A 13,178-nucleotide genomic window follows, 5' to 3' on the forward strand; every position below is an offset into this window, starting at 1 on the left:
GGGGGAAATATGCGTGATCAAGGTCGTCTAGTTGAATGGTTTGATGAAAAAGGCTATGGATTTATTCAACCCAATGATTCATCCAAAGATCGCGTTTTCCTTCACATTAAAGATTTTGCCAAACCAGGCCCAAGACCGATTCCAGGTTGTGCTTTGGAGTATATCGTTCAATTGGATGGTCAAGGTCGATTTAAAGCGAAACAAGTAACATACTTAAAAGCGGCTCAGGCAAAAAAAGTAAAAACGAAGCCGCGTCATTCACCAGTTACTCAACAAAAAATGCAACCGATGCAAGTAGCGATTATTGCTTATATCTTGACGCTTGCTACATTAGTCCTCGTGGGGCTATTGAGTATGATGGTGGTGTTGGTCATTTTATTGATGAACCTGATCACCTATGGCTTATATGCACACGATAAAGCGGCGGCTCAACAGGGGAGTCAACGTGTACCAGAAAATACATTACATGTGGTTTCTATATTAGGAGGATGGCCGAGTGCTTGGCTTGCTCAGCAACGCTTGCGTCATAAAACACAAAAACAACCATTTCGAAAAATTTATTTCTGTACTATAGCGTTTAATATACTGATTATTTTATGGATAATTTCACCATTTAATGGTTTGAAATTATAAAGCCTCAAAAAAATTAAAAAGGTGATTTTATGAATTATACAGCTGATCAAGATCCAAACCGCAGCTTAACGATTTTACTTTACATCCTGTATATCATCGCTATTTTTTCAGCAGGTATTTTGGCGGTTATTGCGCTAATTATTAACTATTGGAAACGATCAAAGGTACAGGGCTCAATTTTTGAAAGTCATTTTACTTGGCAAATTCGTACTTTTTGGTGGTATTTAATTTGGAATATCATCGCGTTCCTGCCGTTTTTGTTCTTATTCTTCACGGGTGACAATCCTAATGCCTTTGCTGGTGTAGCACTGGGTGCAACAACATTCTGTATCGCAGTGATTGGTTTGTCATGGGTTTGGATTGTTTATCGTGCGATCAAAGGAATTATTAAGGTCAATGATAACGAGCCAATGTATCAATAATTAAAACTCATGAATGAGGTGGTGTCATGATTATTGAGCATGTTCATTTAAATATCAAAATGAACCAGAGTGAGGCATTCGAAAATGTTTTTAAATTAGCTAAAGACATTATTTCACCAATAAAGGGGCTAAATGCGGTTCAGCTGATTAAAAATACGAATAATGAACATGCTTATATTTTACTGATTTACTGGGACAAACTTGAAGATCATACGGAAGGTTTTAGGCAGTCAGAGGCGTATTTAAAATGGAAGGAACTCTTGCATCCCTTTTATACGCCTATGCCTGAAGTGCAGTATTTTCAACCATGTATGATGTTAAAGCTAAAAGAGCCCCAATAAGCTTATTCTTTCTTCTTAAATTTTGGTCTCCACTCACTGGTAATTACACCGAGCACAACCAACACGCCACCTAAAATTGAGAGCATAGCTAAATGCTCACCTGCTAATCTCCCAATCAAAGCCGCCCAAACAGGTTCGCCAGAATAAATAATGGCAGCCTGTGAAGGATCAACCACGCGTTGAGCCCAGTTCATGACTAACTGAATGATTGCACTTGCAAGTCCTAAACCTACAATAATTGCAACGAAGATCCAGTTAAACTCAGGGAGTTGTGTTTCACCCACCAATGGTGCCATTAGAAAACAAATTAACGATGCAAAAATGAGTTGTAATATCGTCACTCGGCGTAAATTGACTCGAGGTGCAAAGTAACTAATGAGAATAATTTCAAGTGCAATCGCAATTGATCCTATCAAGGTAATGATCTGACCAAATTCAAGCCGAATAGCACCAAACCCATTGCCTGTTAAGAAAACTAAACCTACAAAGGCGAGTCCTGCCCCTATCCATGTCATGACATGTGGCCTTTTTTTAAAGAGCAACCACAATAAGATGGGAACCAATGGCACATAAAGTGCTGTCAAAAAGGCAGACTCGCTACTGGTGATGGTCTGTAAGCCAATGGTTTGCGTTCCATAGCCAATTGCAATCACTGTTCCAATGCAAAATCCTGCCCAAATATCTTTGGCACTAAAATTTTTACAATATTGAAGTGAGATGAGACCAACAGCCAGCGCAGCTGCTGCAAATCGAAAGGCAACGAAAAGCACTGGTGTGCTGAAGCTCAATCCATATTTGACTGTTATGAAACTGGCACCCCAAATCATCGTAATTGCAATGAGGGCAAGTTGTGGTGTTTTGGTTTTGAGGGTAGGAGATAAATTCAACATATTTTTTAAGTAAGAAAAAAGAGGTCCTAAGACCTCTTTAGAAACATGCGCTATTAGAGCGCTTGTTCATCAAGTAATAATTGAGCTTCACGAAGATTTAAAGTGCCTTCATAAATTGCACGACCAGTAATCGCACCTAAAATACCAGGCTGACCTTTTAAGTTGCGAACGTCGTCAAGATTGGTCACACCGCCTGAAGCGATCACAGGTAAACCTGAATAAGTCGCAAGATTAACTGTTTGTTCGATATTCACACCTTGCATCATGCCATCACGTGCAATATCGGTATACACGATACTAGATACTCCAGCATCTGCAAAGCGTTTAGCTAAATCAGTTGCTTTCACGTCAGTTACATTTGCCCAGCCGTCAGTTGCGACCATGCCATTGATTGCATCAATACCGACAATGATGTGACCTGCGAATTTTCTACAAGCTTCCTCAACAAACTCAGGTTCTTTGACTGCTTTTGTACCAATAATGACGAATGATACACCTGCATCTAAGTAGTGTTCGATGGTTTCAAGAGAACGGATGCCACCACCAATTTGAATTGGCAGTTCAGGTTGTGCTTTTGCAATCGCTTCCACAACAGGTTTGTGAATAGGTGTACCAGCGAAAGCACCATTTAGATCAACTAAATGTAAACGGCGAGCGCCAGCGTCTACCCAATGTTGTGCTGTTGCCACAGGATCATCAGAGAAAACGGTATCGTCTTCCATACGACCTTGTTTTAAACGGACACATTTACCATCTTTAAGGTCAATTGCAGGGATAATCAGCATGCTTTCGCTCCTTGCCAGTATTCTGGAGTTTATTCGCAGCAATCTTAGCAAAGAAACATCAAATGAGCGAAGTAACAATGAAAAAAAACCGTCAGAACAATGTTGACGGTTTTTAATACGAACTTTGAATTAAATGTATGGTGTTGTATCTAAGTTAGAGATTAGATCAAAGCTAGTTGGTGTGATATTGGTTGGGATTGCACCTAAAGCATTTGTGATCTCTCCCGTGAATCCTACAAGATCACCCACGACAGGAATCGATGACAGAGCATCTGTTACAGGTGCTAAATCATCCAATAAGTTATCTAATGTTCCTGAGACATCTCCTAATGTTCCTGTGACACTGCCTAAAGGATCATCAATGAGACCAGTCACGAGATCAAGAGGTTTGGTACTTGCGACATAATCTCCCGTTTCACTCACGAATCCCAAAAGATTTGAAGAGGTTTCTCCGACAACATCTATGACAGCACCTAAACCTGGCACTTGGCTTAGCAGGTCGGTCACGGGATCGGCTAAACCAGCGACTTCACCTACAAGATTTGAAACATCTTTGATGGTTTGGCCTACAGTTGCAGTAGTGCCATTCAATGCAGTATTAATGCCCCCTAATAGATCTCCATTCGAAAAATCATCAGCGATAGCGTGTAAGCCTCCGCTTAAATTTCCTAGTAAATTATTTTCAAGATTGAGTACCGATTCCACTGTATCTCCGATCAGTGGCAATTCTGTTAACTTATCCGTTAATGGTTTGGTCAGCGTCCCTACTGTGTCAACAACGGTATCTACAACTGTCGTTACGGTTTCTAGAATAAAACCAACTGCTTTCGTAATTCCCTGTAAAGCAAGGCTTAGAACGCCACTGATTTTTCCAGTAAAAAGTTTAAACATGTGCAGATTGCTCCAAAATATATGTGGTTAGTGTTGGATCTTTGTTGTTTCAGCAAGTTCATAATTAACAAAGAAAAAAATTTCAGACAAATCGAAAAAAAACAATATAAGTGGAATAATTTTGAAGATATGCCGTAAAAACAGCAACTTAATACAACACAAGGGTAATGTTTAAAAATGTTAACAAAATCAATTATTTATTGTGGTTTAATTTGGTGCTTGATAGAATAAATGTACACTTATAATGCATGAATATTATCGAGTAGCATGGTGTAAATACCTAAAATGCCAACTTGTTCGATTCGTTGATTGATTTTGTGAATTTTGTGTATTTTTTTAATGATTAAAATTGGTGCTCATTGTCTTTACATAAGTTAACAATTAATCATTGGGTCAATTTATTTTTCTTTTTAATTCAAACTGAGTAATGAGAAAAATTAGATCACACTTTTATTTGTGAATTATCTATATTGAAAATAATTTCAATTTCATCTGATTTGTTTGGCAATATTAGACTCAACTGCATAGGCTTAATGTTAAATTGAAACTGCAGACAGTGAATAAGATTTGGACAGAAGCGATGGCAGTTCAAGAAGATGATTTATTTAGCGAAGGTGCTAAAAAACTTAGAAAATTGATCAAAGAGAAAAACATTAAACCGACTGATGTGGTGAATGCATTGGGAGTCTCTAAGGAAACGCTGTCGAAATGGGTGCAAGAGTCAACTCCTGCCAATGCTCAACATCTAGTTGAATTAGCGAAAGTACTGAGTGCTGCAGAACGATGGGTTTCAGACGCTAAAGATGGTAAAAAATCAGAAAGTTTTAAACAGTATCCTTTGAAGGATGAGTTGGCTTTAAAAGATGCAACGCCAGAACAATTAATTTCAGAACTTAAAAGTCGTTATGCTGCGCTGAATCTAAAAGCAGAAATTAAAGTAACTGTTGAGCCAATTGAAGGTGGCTTTGTCGTAAAAGATATTTAGAGTAAAGTCTGAAAAAAAGCTCACTGAAAACAGTGAGCTTTATTATGGCTTTAAATTTTCCACTCTACAAAATTTTTCAACAACTGTAAGCCAGCTGTATGACTTTTTTCTGGATGGAACTGAGTAGCAAACAAATTATCTTTATGGATTGCGGTGCAGAATTCCAAACCGTAGTTACATGTCGCAGCAATGATCTCAGATTGTTTCGGTTCAACATAGAAACTATGTACGAAATAGAAACGAGCATCTTGATCAATGTTGTTCCACATTGGATGGCTTGGATCTGCTTGGTGTACCTGATTCCAACCCATATGGGGAACTTTTAAACCTTCAATATCTGGAAAGCGTTTAACAGCACCATCAAAAATGCCTAATGCATCTGCACCACCATTTTCTTCAGAGTGTTGCAGCAGAGCTTGCATGCCGACACAAATCGCAAGGACAGGCTTGTTGAAAACGGCATTGCGTACAACCTCGTCAATGCCAGCCTCGTGCATACCTTGCATGCAATCACGCATTGCACCAACGCCTGGGAACACAATTTTATCTGCTTGAGCAATCAGCTTAGGATCATTGGTCACATCAACGGTTGCACCAACATGTTCAAGTGCTTTTGCTGCTGAGTGAAGATTTCCCATGCCATAATCAAGAAGGGCAATACGGGTCATTACAAAGTACCTTTGGTTGAAGCTACAGTATTTTCTGCACGTGGATCTACTTCACAAGCCATACGAAGTGCTCGTGCAAATGCTTTAAATACACTTTCAATTTGGTGATGGCTATTTTTACCTTTCAAATTGTCTATGTGGAGTGTCATTAATGCGTGATTCACAAAGCCTTGGAAAAACTCAGAGAATAGGTCGACATCAAAAGTACCAATGCGCGCGCGCGTAAATGGAATGTCCATCCATAAGCCAGGGCGGCCTGATAGGTCAACAACGACACGACTCAAGGACTCATCAAGTGGTGCATAGAAGTGACCATAGCGACGTAAACCTTTTTTGTCACCTAAAGCCTGTGCAAATGCCTGACCAAGGGTAATACCACAGTCTTCTACTGTATGGTGATCATCAATTTCTAAATCGCCGTCGCAATGAATATCGATATCAAATAAACCATGACGCTTGATTTGGTCGATCATATGGTCTAAAAATGGAACACCTGTATTGAGGGTGCCTTGACCAGTACCATCAAGATTCACGCGAACACGAATTTTGGTTTCGTTTGTGTTTCTTACCACTTCACTGATACGTTGCGTCATAGACACGTTCCTCAAAAACGTTAAAAATGATGAATGTAGATTTTCGATGTCACGAAAGTGACAGCATATTAGATTGCTCAGGAGGGTTAATCAATGCCTATAACCGTACATGCAATAACTTCGCTTGATAATGTTGAAGTTCGTGAACAGCTTGAGCGCTTATATGACACCAGTCCAGAATTTAGTGACGGACAAGATGCCATTGAACAACTTGAGCAAAACTTAACTCAGTATACCTTACTTTACACGGCAGAATTTAATACAAAGATCATTGGGGCCATTTGGTCAACTGGACAAGGTGAAAGTCGAACGCTTGAAAATATCGTAGTTCATCCGGCTAACCGTGGACGTGGTGTCGCAGAGCGCTTAGTGAGTGAAGCATGTCGAATGGAAGAAGAGAAAGGCGTTAATCATTTTGAGCCTGGATGTGGTGCAATACATCGTTGTTTAAGTAGTTTGGAAAAAATTTAAAACTATTGTTCGATTTTAAATATTAAAAGTCAGTCAATACTGGCTTTTTTTATTGGATTTGTATGTATTTACATCGAATAATCTAAATGTTGTTTTAAAAACATCCAGTTGTTTAAATATCCCAAAAACTTGCTTGACTATATCGAGATGAAACTGTTTAATACGCGACATCGGCGTGATAGCTCAGTTGGTAGAGCAACGGATTGAAAATCCGTGTGTCCCCAGTTCGATCCTGGGTCTCGCCACCATATTCTTTTAAGAATTTGTATTTTCAATCTCTGATCCCATCAGAGATTTTTTTTGGGTAAAATTTACTCGAACAAATAAAAAATGCATGATTTTTATTGACTATTGAGCTCAGTTACGGCTTAATACACCCCATCGGCGTGATAGCTCAGTTGGTAGAGCAACGGATTGAAAATCCGTGTGTCCCCAGTTCGATCCTGGGTCTCGCCACCATATTCGAAAAATCCTCAACAATGTTGAGGATTTTTTTTGCTTATAAAATAATACAAAATGAATCGAAGTCATTCATAATCCATTTTTTTTGATGTGCTAAGGTTGATTTCTCGATCAAATTCAGAATAAAAAATGAAAGACCTATTTTCTGATCAAAGTGAGCTTTATCAACAAGCTCGTCCAAGTTATCCACAAAGTGTGATTGACGAAATCTTAAAATATGTTCAGAACTATGAAATGGCTTGGGACGGCGGGGCTGGTTCAGGACAATTTACTCGGATATTAGCTCCGCATTTTAATCAAATCATTGCAACGGATATAAGCGCAGCACAGCTTCGGCAAGCCCCAGCAATAGATAATGTAATCTACCGAATTGAAAACGCTGAACATAGCAATTTGAAAGCACAATGTTTTGACCTGATTACAGTTGCCCAAGCCATTCATTGGTTTGACTTCGAGTTATTTTTTCAAGAGGTCTATCGAACACTGAAGCCCCAGGGTGTCTTTGCAGTGATTGGATATGGGCTTATTGAAGTGGAGAATGAGGAGCTTCAAAGCTGTATTGAAAAGCTATATCACCAAGTATTGAAAACATATTGGGAGAGTGAGCGTCACTATATTGATCTGAAATATCAAACGATTCCATTTCCTTTTGAAGAAATCCCGACCTGTGAGCAGCACATGCATTGTAAATGGCGGATTGATCAATTGATTGATTATTTAAATACATGGTCAGCTTTAAAGAAATATCTTAAACAAAATACGCAAGCCAATAATCAGGCGACACAAATCTTAAATCAGATGAGCCAATATGCCTTAACTTTGAATAATGATACCGGTCATAAATTTAATATTCGATTCCCAATATTTTTACGGATCGGTAAATTGATAAATGCTCCTGTTTTATAAAATTTCTTAATGGTCGTGAATGAGTCTTTTAGCAAGGCATACAACTTCTTTTTCGTCATATCCCAATTGTTCATAAAAGTTTTGAATATCAATAAATTCTTTTTGCACTAAAAGCTGAACTTCTGGACAACCAAGTGCAATCAATCTTTTTTCCAAATGTTGAATCAACGCTGTAGCAACACCATTCCGTTGATGATTGGGATGTACCGCGAGGTAATTGATCCACCCGCGATGACCGTCGTAACCACCCATTAATGTTGCGATAATGAACTGATCTTGCACTGCCACCAAGAATAAGTCATCTTTTTGTGCAGCCTTCCTAAAAATATCAATTTCCGGATTATTCCATGGTCGTGTTAGATCACATCTTTCCCAGAGTTGAATGATGTCTTCTAAGTCAGTCTCAATATAAGGACGAATGATAAACATGATGCGCTCAAATGGTGGTTAATTTTAATACAGAGATTAGCCTACTCTGATGAAATTGATAACTCATAATCATCTTATGTGTCTATTTTCTGCTTTACATTTATGCAGTCTTTTTTAGATAGGAAGATAAATATCAATAAAAAAGATTTGTCTGTGAGGTGAGTCTAATAATTCCTGTTAAGTAAATGATATTTAAGATAAATGGTAGTTGTGTTTGGCTGAAATGTTTTTAAAGATGGCTTTTATTACGTTCAGTGAGAGCGATGGGGAATGAGACAATTTAAGCAAGTTTTGTGGGGAATCTGTGCTTGGGGTCTTTCGAGTTTGAGTTGGGCGGCACATCCTAACAATGGGCATTTTAAATTACTGCCAGATGATCAGTTAAGTTTGGTCAATGCTTTAGGTATTGAGGAATCTCAAATTCGTGAAATTACATCTTTTAAATCTCAGGATTTAAACCATTTAGAAAATTTCGTGAGTGATAGAAAAAGGATTCATTATACAAAGGATGAAGAGCAACCTTTTAAAGCGCTTATGGACTTAACATCTATGAACTCTTTACAATTCAATGGACAGGTTTTGGAGCAGCGGTTTGATCTTCAAAATCGGCAGATTTACATTAAATTTGGCCCAATTCGTGTTGACCGAATGGAGATGCAGTTAAATATGGATGGAGTTTACCAATTAGGTCATATTTTAAATCCACCACAAGCACTTCTTTCGTCAGCTAAATTTTGACTCCATTGATATTTATTTGATGTCCCATAAAAAAAGAACCTCTATTACGGAGATTCTTTTGGGATTAAAGCCTGTGCACACCTTCTGTGTTTTTCTTGCCTAATTTTTAAAGTAACGCATAAAAAAGAATCCCCAAAGATGGGGATTCTTTTTAGATTAAAGCCTACGCGGACTTCGTCCTTAGCTTACGTAAAAAGAAAAGCAGTGCTTTCTTTTTTACTCAGGCTTTAGGCCTTCAGCTTTTTCTAAAGTTTCATCATTGTTGAAGAACTTTTCACGTTGTTCTTCAAGAAATTTTTTTGCATCAGCTTCAAAGACATTTAAACGTTTTTCATTGATTAAAGTAGTTTGATGCTTTAACCATTCGCCCCATGCTTGCTTAGAAACACTATCAAATAGTTCCTGACCTTTAGGACCAGGGAATGGTGCAAAATCCAAACCTTCCATTTCTTTTTGATACTTACGGCAAAATACTTGGCGAGACATATCAATACTCCAAAAATATAATCAGAAATTAAGCGTAAAGAGCTTCTAAACGCGCATGAGCACGCTCAATTGCTGCTTCAACTTGAGCAGGTGCTGTACCACCGATGTGGTTACGTGCATTGACAGAAGCTTCTAAAGTTAATGCTTTTTCAAAGACGTCAGCTTGAATTAAATCAGAGAATTGTTGAAGTTGTTCAAGCGTAAGTTCTGATAAATCGTTACCTTCTTGTACGCCAAGCGCAACTGCTTTACCGACGATTTCATGTGCATCGCGGAATGCAACACCATTCTTCACTAAGTAATCAGCAAGGTCCGTTGCTGTTGAGAAACCACGCAGCGCAGCTTCGCGCATTTCAGGAATATTTGGAACAAGCGCAGGAATCATGTCTGCGAAAGCCATTAAAGAGCCACGAACCGTATCAATAGCATCAAATAATGGTTCTTTATCTTCTTGGTTGTCTTTGTTATATGCCAAAGGTTGACCTTTCATGAGAGTAAGTAGACTCATTAAGTCACCATATACACGGCCTGTTTTACCACGAACAAGTTCAGGTACATCAGGATTTTTCTTCTGAGGCATGATTGAAGAGCCTGTGCAGAAGCGGTCAGGAATATTCACAAACTTGAATTGTGCAGATGTCCAAAGAATTAATTCTTCAGACATACGAGATAAGTGCATCATGATGAGTGATGCCGCAGCATTAAACTCAATACCAAAATCACGATCAGATACAGCATCTAATGAGTTTTCTGCAACTGCTTCAAACCCTAAAAGTTCTGCTGTATAAGCACGATCGATTGGATAAGTGGTACCTGCAAGCGCAGCAGAACCTAAAGGCATGCGATTAACGCGTTTACGGCAGTCAATCAGACGTTCTGAGTCACGTACCAGCATTTCAAACCATGCCATTAAATGATGTCCAAACGTCACAGGTTGTGCAGTTTGAAGATGTGTAAAGCCAGGCATGATTGTATTTGTATTTTTAGCAGCCAAGCCTAGAATGCCTTTTTGCAGTTTGTGTAATAACGCTAAGATGGCATCAATTTCATCACGTACATACAAGCGAATATCCGTTGCTACTTGGTCATTACGGCTACGACCTGTATGTAATTTCTTACCTGTAATCCCAATGCGTTGTGTTAATCGAGATTCAATGTTCATGTGAACATCTTCTAAATCAATACGCCATTCGAAGTTGCCAGCTTCAATGTCCGCTTTAATTGCGGTTAAGCCTGCGATGATGTCATCACGCTCTTGTTCAGTGAGTACACCGACTTTTGCCAACATCGTTGCATGTGCGATTGAACCTGCAATATCTTGTTTATAAAAGCGTTGGTCAAATTGAACAGATGCTGTAAATTCAGCGACAAAGGCATCAGTTGCTTCGGAAAAACGACCGCCCCACATACCTGAAGTTTGGGCTTGTGACGGATTAGAGGAATTAGAAGATGTGGTCATGTCGGCTCAGTAAAAGAAAAAGCAGTAATTTTGCATCCAGTATAACAAATTCAAATCAAGATGCCGAAGTCTTGCCTATGGATAATTCTTCAAAAGATAAACAAGAATTTATTGATGCGAATTTCTTTGTACGTATTGGGCAGTGGCAATATTTTGCAGAGCTGTTTATTGCCAGTATTTTTTTGGCGTTGTTGCTGTGCCTAGCAGAGTCACAGTCTTGGTCAAATTTGCAGACATCACAGGTGATCAAGTATGTGCTTTACATCAATTGGGTGGTATTGGTCTTTATCGCCGTAATTGATTTGTTTAGGGAGTTTTGGCAAAAATTAACAACTTGGCAGTCTGCAATTTATACATTCGTACTATTAGAACTCATTATCCTATTCACTACTTGTAGTTTGAATTTTCTGTTTTTTTGGGGAAGTAACTTTTCTTTACAAAAATTTTCATGGTTACTTTTATTTGATCATGTGATTTTACATATGAGCTATGGCGTATTGTTGATCACTTTTTGTTTACGATATATCTATGTTCGGGGTGAGTGGTTAAAGCAGCAACAAGGTGAATTGAATGCTCGAATTCAAGCCATGCAAGCAAGAATACATCCACACTTTCTTTTTAATAGTTTAAATAGTGTGGTGAGTCTGATTGGGAGTGATCCAGATAAAGCAGAGCAAATGCTCATCGATCTTTCAAGGTTGTTTAGAGCAAGCTTTCAAGAGCTTAAAATTGTCACATTAAAAGAAGAAATCCAATTGTGTGAACATTATTTGGCGGTTGAAAAGCTAAGGTTGGGTTCGAGATTAAATGTGGAATGGAATATCTTGCAACCAGAGCAGTTGGGCCAAGCAAGTATCCCTTTTTTAACTTTACAGCCTTTAATTGAGAATAGTATCTTTCATGGGGTGGAGAAAAAGTTAATTGATGCAAAGATTGTCATATTGGTTGAAATATTACAAAATCAGGTCACTATAGTCATTACTAACCCTTATATAGCCGATAAAATGGCCAATAGGGAGGGGAATGGTATTGCGATAGAAAACGTGAAACAGCGTTTGAAAGCACACTATGGGTATACGGTACAGTTTAGGAGTCATGCAGGTAATGGAATTTACACGACTGTAGTCCAGTACCAATATAAATAAAATCAAGTTAATACATTAAAATAAGCAACGTTAACTTGAGCAAGGAGGAACAATGGACATCCTAATTTGTGATGATGAGCCACTCGCGGTTGAGCGCTTATCTCGCTTGGTCACTCAATTGGGGCATCAAGTTGTTGCAGCTGCGCACCATGGAAAAGAAGCTTTGACCTTAGTGCAACAATATGAGCCTGATGTAATTTTACTTGACATCCAAATGCCTGAAATGGATGGTTTGACATGTGCTCAGCATCTTTCACAGCTAAACCCAATGCCTGCTATTGTTTTTTGCACGGCCTATGATGAGCATGCTTTGACTGCTATTCAGGCACAAGCGAAAGGCTATTTATTAAAACCGATTATCAAATCAGAATTAGAAAATACACTCAATAATTTAACTAAACTTACTCAAGCTCAAATGTCGAATATAGAGCAAAAAGAAAATATGGAAGAAAAACATCAACGTCAGCAAATCGCTGCGAAAACGTATCGTGGTCTTGAACTCATTCCTATCGAAAATGTTTACTATTTTCTAGCTGATCAGAAATACGTAACAGTACGACACAAAAACGGCAGTGTGTTAATTGATGAGACTTTAAAAGATCTAGAGCGTGAGTTTTCAAATAAATTTATACGAATTCATCGAAATGCGCTGATTGCATTGGATTATTTGGATGGATTGGAGTTGGTTGCTTCAGGCCAGTATCAAGTTCGTTGTCGTGAACTTGAAGAGAAATTGGCGGTCAGTCGCCGTCACTTACCTTTGCTTAGAGAAAGAATGCAAAATATTTAGTTGCCTAAAATTATAGTGATTGCCGAACAATTTACTTGCAATTTTGGGACAGCAGGGTAAGTTTAGGATGTCTAAAGTTTGGCA

Annotated in this window: 17 protein-coding genes and 2 tRNA genes; 11 read left to right on the plus strand and 8 right to left on the minus strand. The window is 38.5% G+C overall.

All coding sequences use genetic code 11. The annotated features are described in order from the left end of the window. Positions 1–9 precede the first annotated feature (9 nt). Genes AC1M85_RS01190 through AC1M85_RS01200 form a run of 3 tightly spaced genes read left to right on the plus strand, consistent with a single transcriptional unit; the run spans position 10 to position 1,396 of the window. Entirely contained in the window at positions 10–633 is a 624-nt protein-coding gene (locus AC1M85_RS01190; protein WP_488213392.1) for a DUF1294 domain-containing protein, read from the plus strand. Positions 634–662: 29 nt separating this feature from the next. Continuing rightward, positions 663–1,055 (plus strand): DUF4870 family protein, encoded by a 393-nt coding sequence (locus AC1M85_RS01195; RefSeq protein WP_035267567.1) that lies wholly within the window; start codon positions 663–665, stop codon positions 1,053–1,055. Positions 1,056–1,081: 26 nt separating this feature from the next. Further along, positions 1,082–1,396, plus strand: coding sequence for an antibiotic biosynthesis monooxygenase family protein (locus AC1M85_RS01200; RefSeq protein ID WP_488213393.1), 315 nt, complete (start codon positions 1,082–1,084; stop codon positions 1,394–1,396). A gap of 2 nt (positions 1,397–1,398) precedes the next feature. Here AC1M85_RS01200 and AC1M85_RS01205 read toward each other — a convergent pair whose 3' ends face one another. The 3 genes from AC1M85_RS01205 to AC1M85_RS01215 all read right to left on the minus strand — a co-directional run bounded on the left by AC1M85_RS01205 (position 1,399) and on the right by AC1M85_RS01215 (position 3,962). Further along, the gene (locus AC1M85_RS01205; protein WP_488213394.1) at positions 1,399–2,286 is read right to left on the minus strand and encodes a DMT family transporter; all 888 of its coding nucleotides are present in this window, start codon (positions 2,284–2,286) and stop codon (positions 1,399–1,401) included. 53 nt (positions 2,287–2,339) lie between these two features. Beyond that, a complete protein-coding gene (gene hisA, locus AC1M85_RS01210; RefSeq protein WP_035267561.1) occupies positions 2,340–3,071 on the minus strand; it encodes a 1-(5-phosphoribosyl)-5-[(5-phosphoribosylamino)methylideneamino]imidazole-4-carboxamide isomerase in 732 nt (243 codons plus the stop codon). Positions 3,072–3,200: 129 nt separating this feature from the next. Further along, positions 3,201–3,962, minus strand: coding sequence for a hypothetical protein (locus AC1M85_RS01215; protein ID WP_051586572.1), 762 nt, complete (start codon positions 3,960–3,962; stop codon positions 3,201–3,203). Between the two features lie 556 nt (positions 3,963–4,518). Here AC1M85_RS01215 and AC1M85_RS01220 point away from each other — a divergent pair. Next, a complete protein-coding gene (locus AC1M85_RS01220; protein WP_228133253.1) occupies positions 4,519–4,947 on the plus strand; it encodes a helix-turn-helix domain-containing protein in 429 nt (142 codons plus the stop codon). 50 nt (positions 4,948–4,997) lie between these two features. Here the strand turns inward: AC1M85_RS01220 and hisH are convergent, their stop codons facing one another. Both hisH and hisB read right to left on the minus strand, forming a co-directional pair. After that, on the minus strand, positions 4,998–5,615 hold the full coding sequence (gene hisH, locus AC1M85_RS01225) for an imidazole glycerol phosphate synthase subunit HisH (protein ID WP_035267559.1): 618 nt from the start codon (positions 5,613–5,615) through the stop codon (positions 4,998–5,000). Beyond that, a complete protein-coding gene (gene hisB / locus AC1M85_RS01230; protein ID WP_035267557.1) occupies positions 5,615–6,208 on the minus strand; it encodes an imidazoleglycerol-phosphate dehydratase HisB in 594 nt (197 codons plus the stop codon). Before hisB ends, hisH begins: the two co-directional genes overlap by 1 nt. Before the next feature lie 93 nt (positions 6,209–6,301). Here hisB and AC1M85_RS01235 point away from each other — a divergent pair, with 93 nt between their 5' ends. The 4 genes from AC1M85_RS01235 (at position 6,302) to AC1M85_RS01250 (ending at position 8,047) form a co-directional block, all read left to right on the plus strand. Next, on the plus strand, positions 6,302–6,679 hold the full coding sequence (locus AC1M85_RS01235; protein WP_481588832.1) for a GNAT family N-acetyltransferase: 378 nt from the start codon (positions 6,302–6,304) through the stop codon (positions 6,677–6,679). Positions 6,680–6,851: 172 nt separating this feature from the next. Next, positions 6,852–6,927, plus strand: a tRNA-Phe gene (locus tag AC1M85_RS01240). Positions 6,928–7,062: 135 nt separating this feature from the next. Then, positions 7,063–7,138, plus strand: a tRNA-Phe gene (locus tag AC1M85_RS01245). A 132-nt stretch (positions 7,139–7,270) separates the two neighbouring features. After that, positions 7,271–8,047: a class I SAM-dependent methyltransferase gene (locus AC1M85_RS01250; protein ID WP_488213395.1), complete on the plus strand. Its 777-nt coding sequence runs from the start codon at positions 7,271–7,273 to the stop codon at positions 8,045–8,047. A 6-nt stretch (positions 8,048–8,053) separates the two neighbouring features. Here the strand turns inward: AC1M85_RS01250 and AC1M85_RS01255 are convergent, their stop codons facing one another. After that, a complete protein-coding gene (locus AC1M85_RS01255; RefSeq protein ID WP_488213396.1) occupies positions 8,054–8,476 on the minus strand; it encodes a GNAT family acetyltransferase in 423 nt (140 codons plus the stop codon). 270 nt (positions 8,477–8,746) lie between these two features. Between AC1M85_RS01255 and AC1M85_RS01260 the strand changes: the two genes are divergently transcribed. Further along, positions 8,747–9,214 carry a hypothetical protein gene (locus tag AC1M85_RS01260; protein ID WP_180028781.1) on the plus strand — a complete coding sequence of 156 codons (468 nt, stop codon included), beginning with the start codon at positions 8,747–8,749 and terminating at the stop codon, positions 9,212–9,214. A gap of 216 nt (positions 9,215–9,430) precedes the next feature. On the opposite strand, the gene AC1M85_RS01265 is transcribed toward AC1M85_RS01260, so the two are convergent. Then, the gene (locus AC1M85_RS01265) at positions 9,431–9,700 is read right to left on the minus strand and encodes an oxidative damage protection protein (protein WP_035267550.1); all 270 of its coding nucleotides are present in this window, start codon (positions 9,698–9,700) and stop codon (positions 9,431–9,433) included. A gap of 28 nt (positions 9,701–9,728) precedes the next feature. After that, a complete protein-coding gene (gene argH, locus AC1M85_RS01270) occupies positions 9,729–11,159 on the minus strand; it encodes an argininosuccinate lyase (protein ID WP_488213397.1) in 1,431 nt (476 codons plus the stop codon). On the opposite strand from argH, the gene AC1M85_RS01275 reads away from it, so the two are divergent. Both AC1M85_RS01275 and AC1M85_RS01280 read left to right on the plus strand, forming a co-directional pair. After that, the gene (locus tag AC1M85_RS01275) at positions 11,150–12,304 is read left to right on the plus strand and encodes a sensor histidine kinase (protein WP_180028783.1); all 1,155 of its coding nucleotides are present in this window, start codon (positions 11,150–11,152) and stop codon (positions 12,302–12,304) included. The two genes, argH and AC1M85_RS01275, sit on opposite strands and share 10 nt — an antisense overlap. Before the next feature lie 52 nt (positions 12,305–12,356). Beyond that, positions 12,357–13,094, plus strand: coding sequence for a LytR/AlgR family response regulator transcription factor (locus AC1M85_RS01280; protein ID WP_481590125.1), 738 nt, complete (start codon positions 12,357–12,359; stop codon positions 13,092–13,094). Positions 13,095–13,178 lie beyond the last annotated feature (84 nt).

The organism is Acinetobacter sp. 24-47-64, assembly GCF_057737055.1.

Excerpts from the sequence above, each read along its gene's own strand:
- AC1M85_RS01190 (WP_488213392.1), top strand. The coding sequence starts at position 10 with ATGCGTGATCAAGGTCGTCTAGTTGAATGGTTTGATGAAAAAGGCTAT.
- AC1M85_RS01195 (WP_035267567.1), top strand. The coding sequence starts at position 663 with ATGAATTATACAGCTGATCAAGATCCAAACCGCAGCTTAACGATTTTA.
- AC1M85_RS01200 (WP_488213393.1), top strand. The coding sequence starts at position 1,082 with ATGATTATTGAGCATGTTCATTTAAATATCAAAATGAACCAGAGTGAG.
- AC1M85_RS01205 (WP_488213394.1), bottom strand. The coding sequence starts at position 2,286 with ATGTTGAATTTATCTCCTACCCTCAAAACCAAAACACCACAACTTGCC.
- hisA (WP_035267561.1), bottom strand. The coding sequence starts at position 3,071 with ATGCTGATTATCCCTGCAATTGACCTTAAAGATGGTAAATGTGTCCGT.
- AC1M85_RS01215 (WP_051586572.1), bottom strand. The coding sequence starts at position 3,962 with ATGTTTAAACTTTTTACTGGAAAAATCAGTGGCGTTCTAAGCCTTGCT.
- hisH (WP_035267559.1), bottom strand. The coding sequence starts at position 5,615 with ATGACCCGTATTGCCCTTCTTGATTATGGCATGGGAAATCTTCACTCA.
- hisB (WP_035267557.1), bottom strand. The coding sequence starts at position 6,208 with ATGACGCAACGTATCAGTGAAGTGGTAAGAAACACAAACGAAACCAAA.
- AC1M85_RS01235 (WP_481588832.1), top strand. The coding sequence starts at position 6,302 with ATGCCTATAACCGTACATGCAATAACTTCGCTTGATAATGTTGAAGTT.
- AC1M85_RS01250 (WP_488213395.1), top strand. The coding sequence starts at position 7,271 with ATGAAAGACCTATTTTCTGATCAAAGTGAGCTTTATCAACAAGCTCGT.
- AC1M85_RS01255 (WP_488213396.1), bottom strand. The coding sequence starts at position 8,476 with ATGTTTATCATTCGTCCTTATATTGAGACTGACTTAGAAGACATCATT.
- AC1M85_RS01260 (WP_180028781.1), top strand. The coding sequence starts at position 8,747 with ATGAGACAATTTAAGCAAGTTTTGTGGGGAATCTGTGCTTGGGGTCTT.
- AC1M85_RS01265 (WP_035267550.1), bottom strand. The coding sequence starts at position 9,700 with ATGTCTCGCCAAGTATTTTGCCGTAAGTATCAAAAAGAAATGGAAGGT.
- AC1M85_RS01275 (WP_180028783.1), top strand. The coding sequence starts at position 11,150 with ATGTGGTCATGTCGGCTCAGTAAAAGAAAAAGCAGTAATTTTGCATCC.
- argH (WP_488213397.1), bottom strand. The coding sequence starts at position 11,159 with ATGACCACATCTTCTAATTCCTCTAATCCGTCACAAGCCCAAACTTCA.
- AC1M85_RS01280 (WP_481590125.1), top strand. The coding sequence starts at position 12,357 with ATGGACATCCTAATTTGTGATGATGAGCCACTCGCGGTTGAGCGCTTA.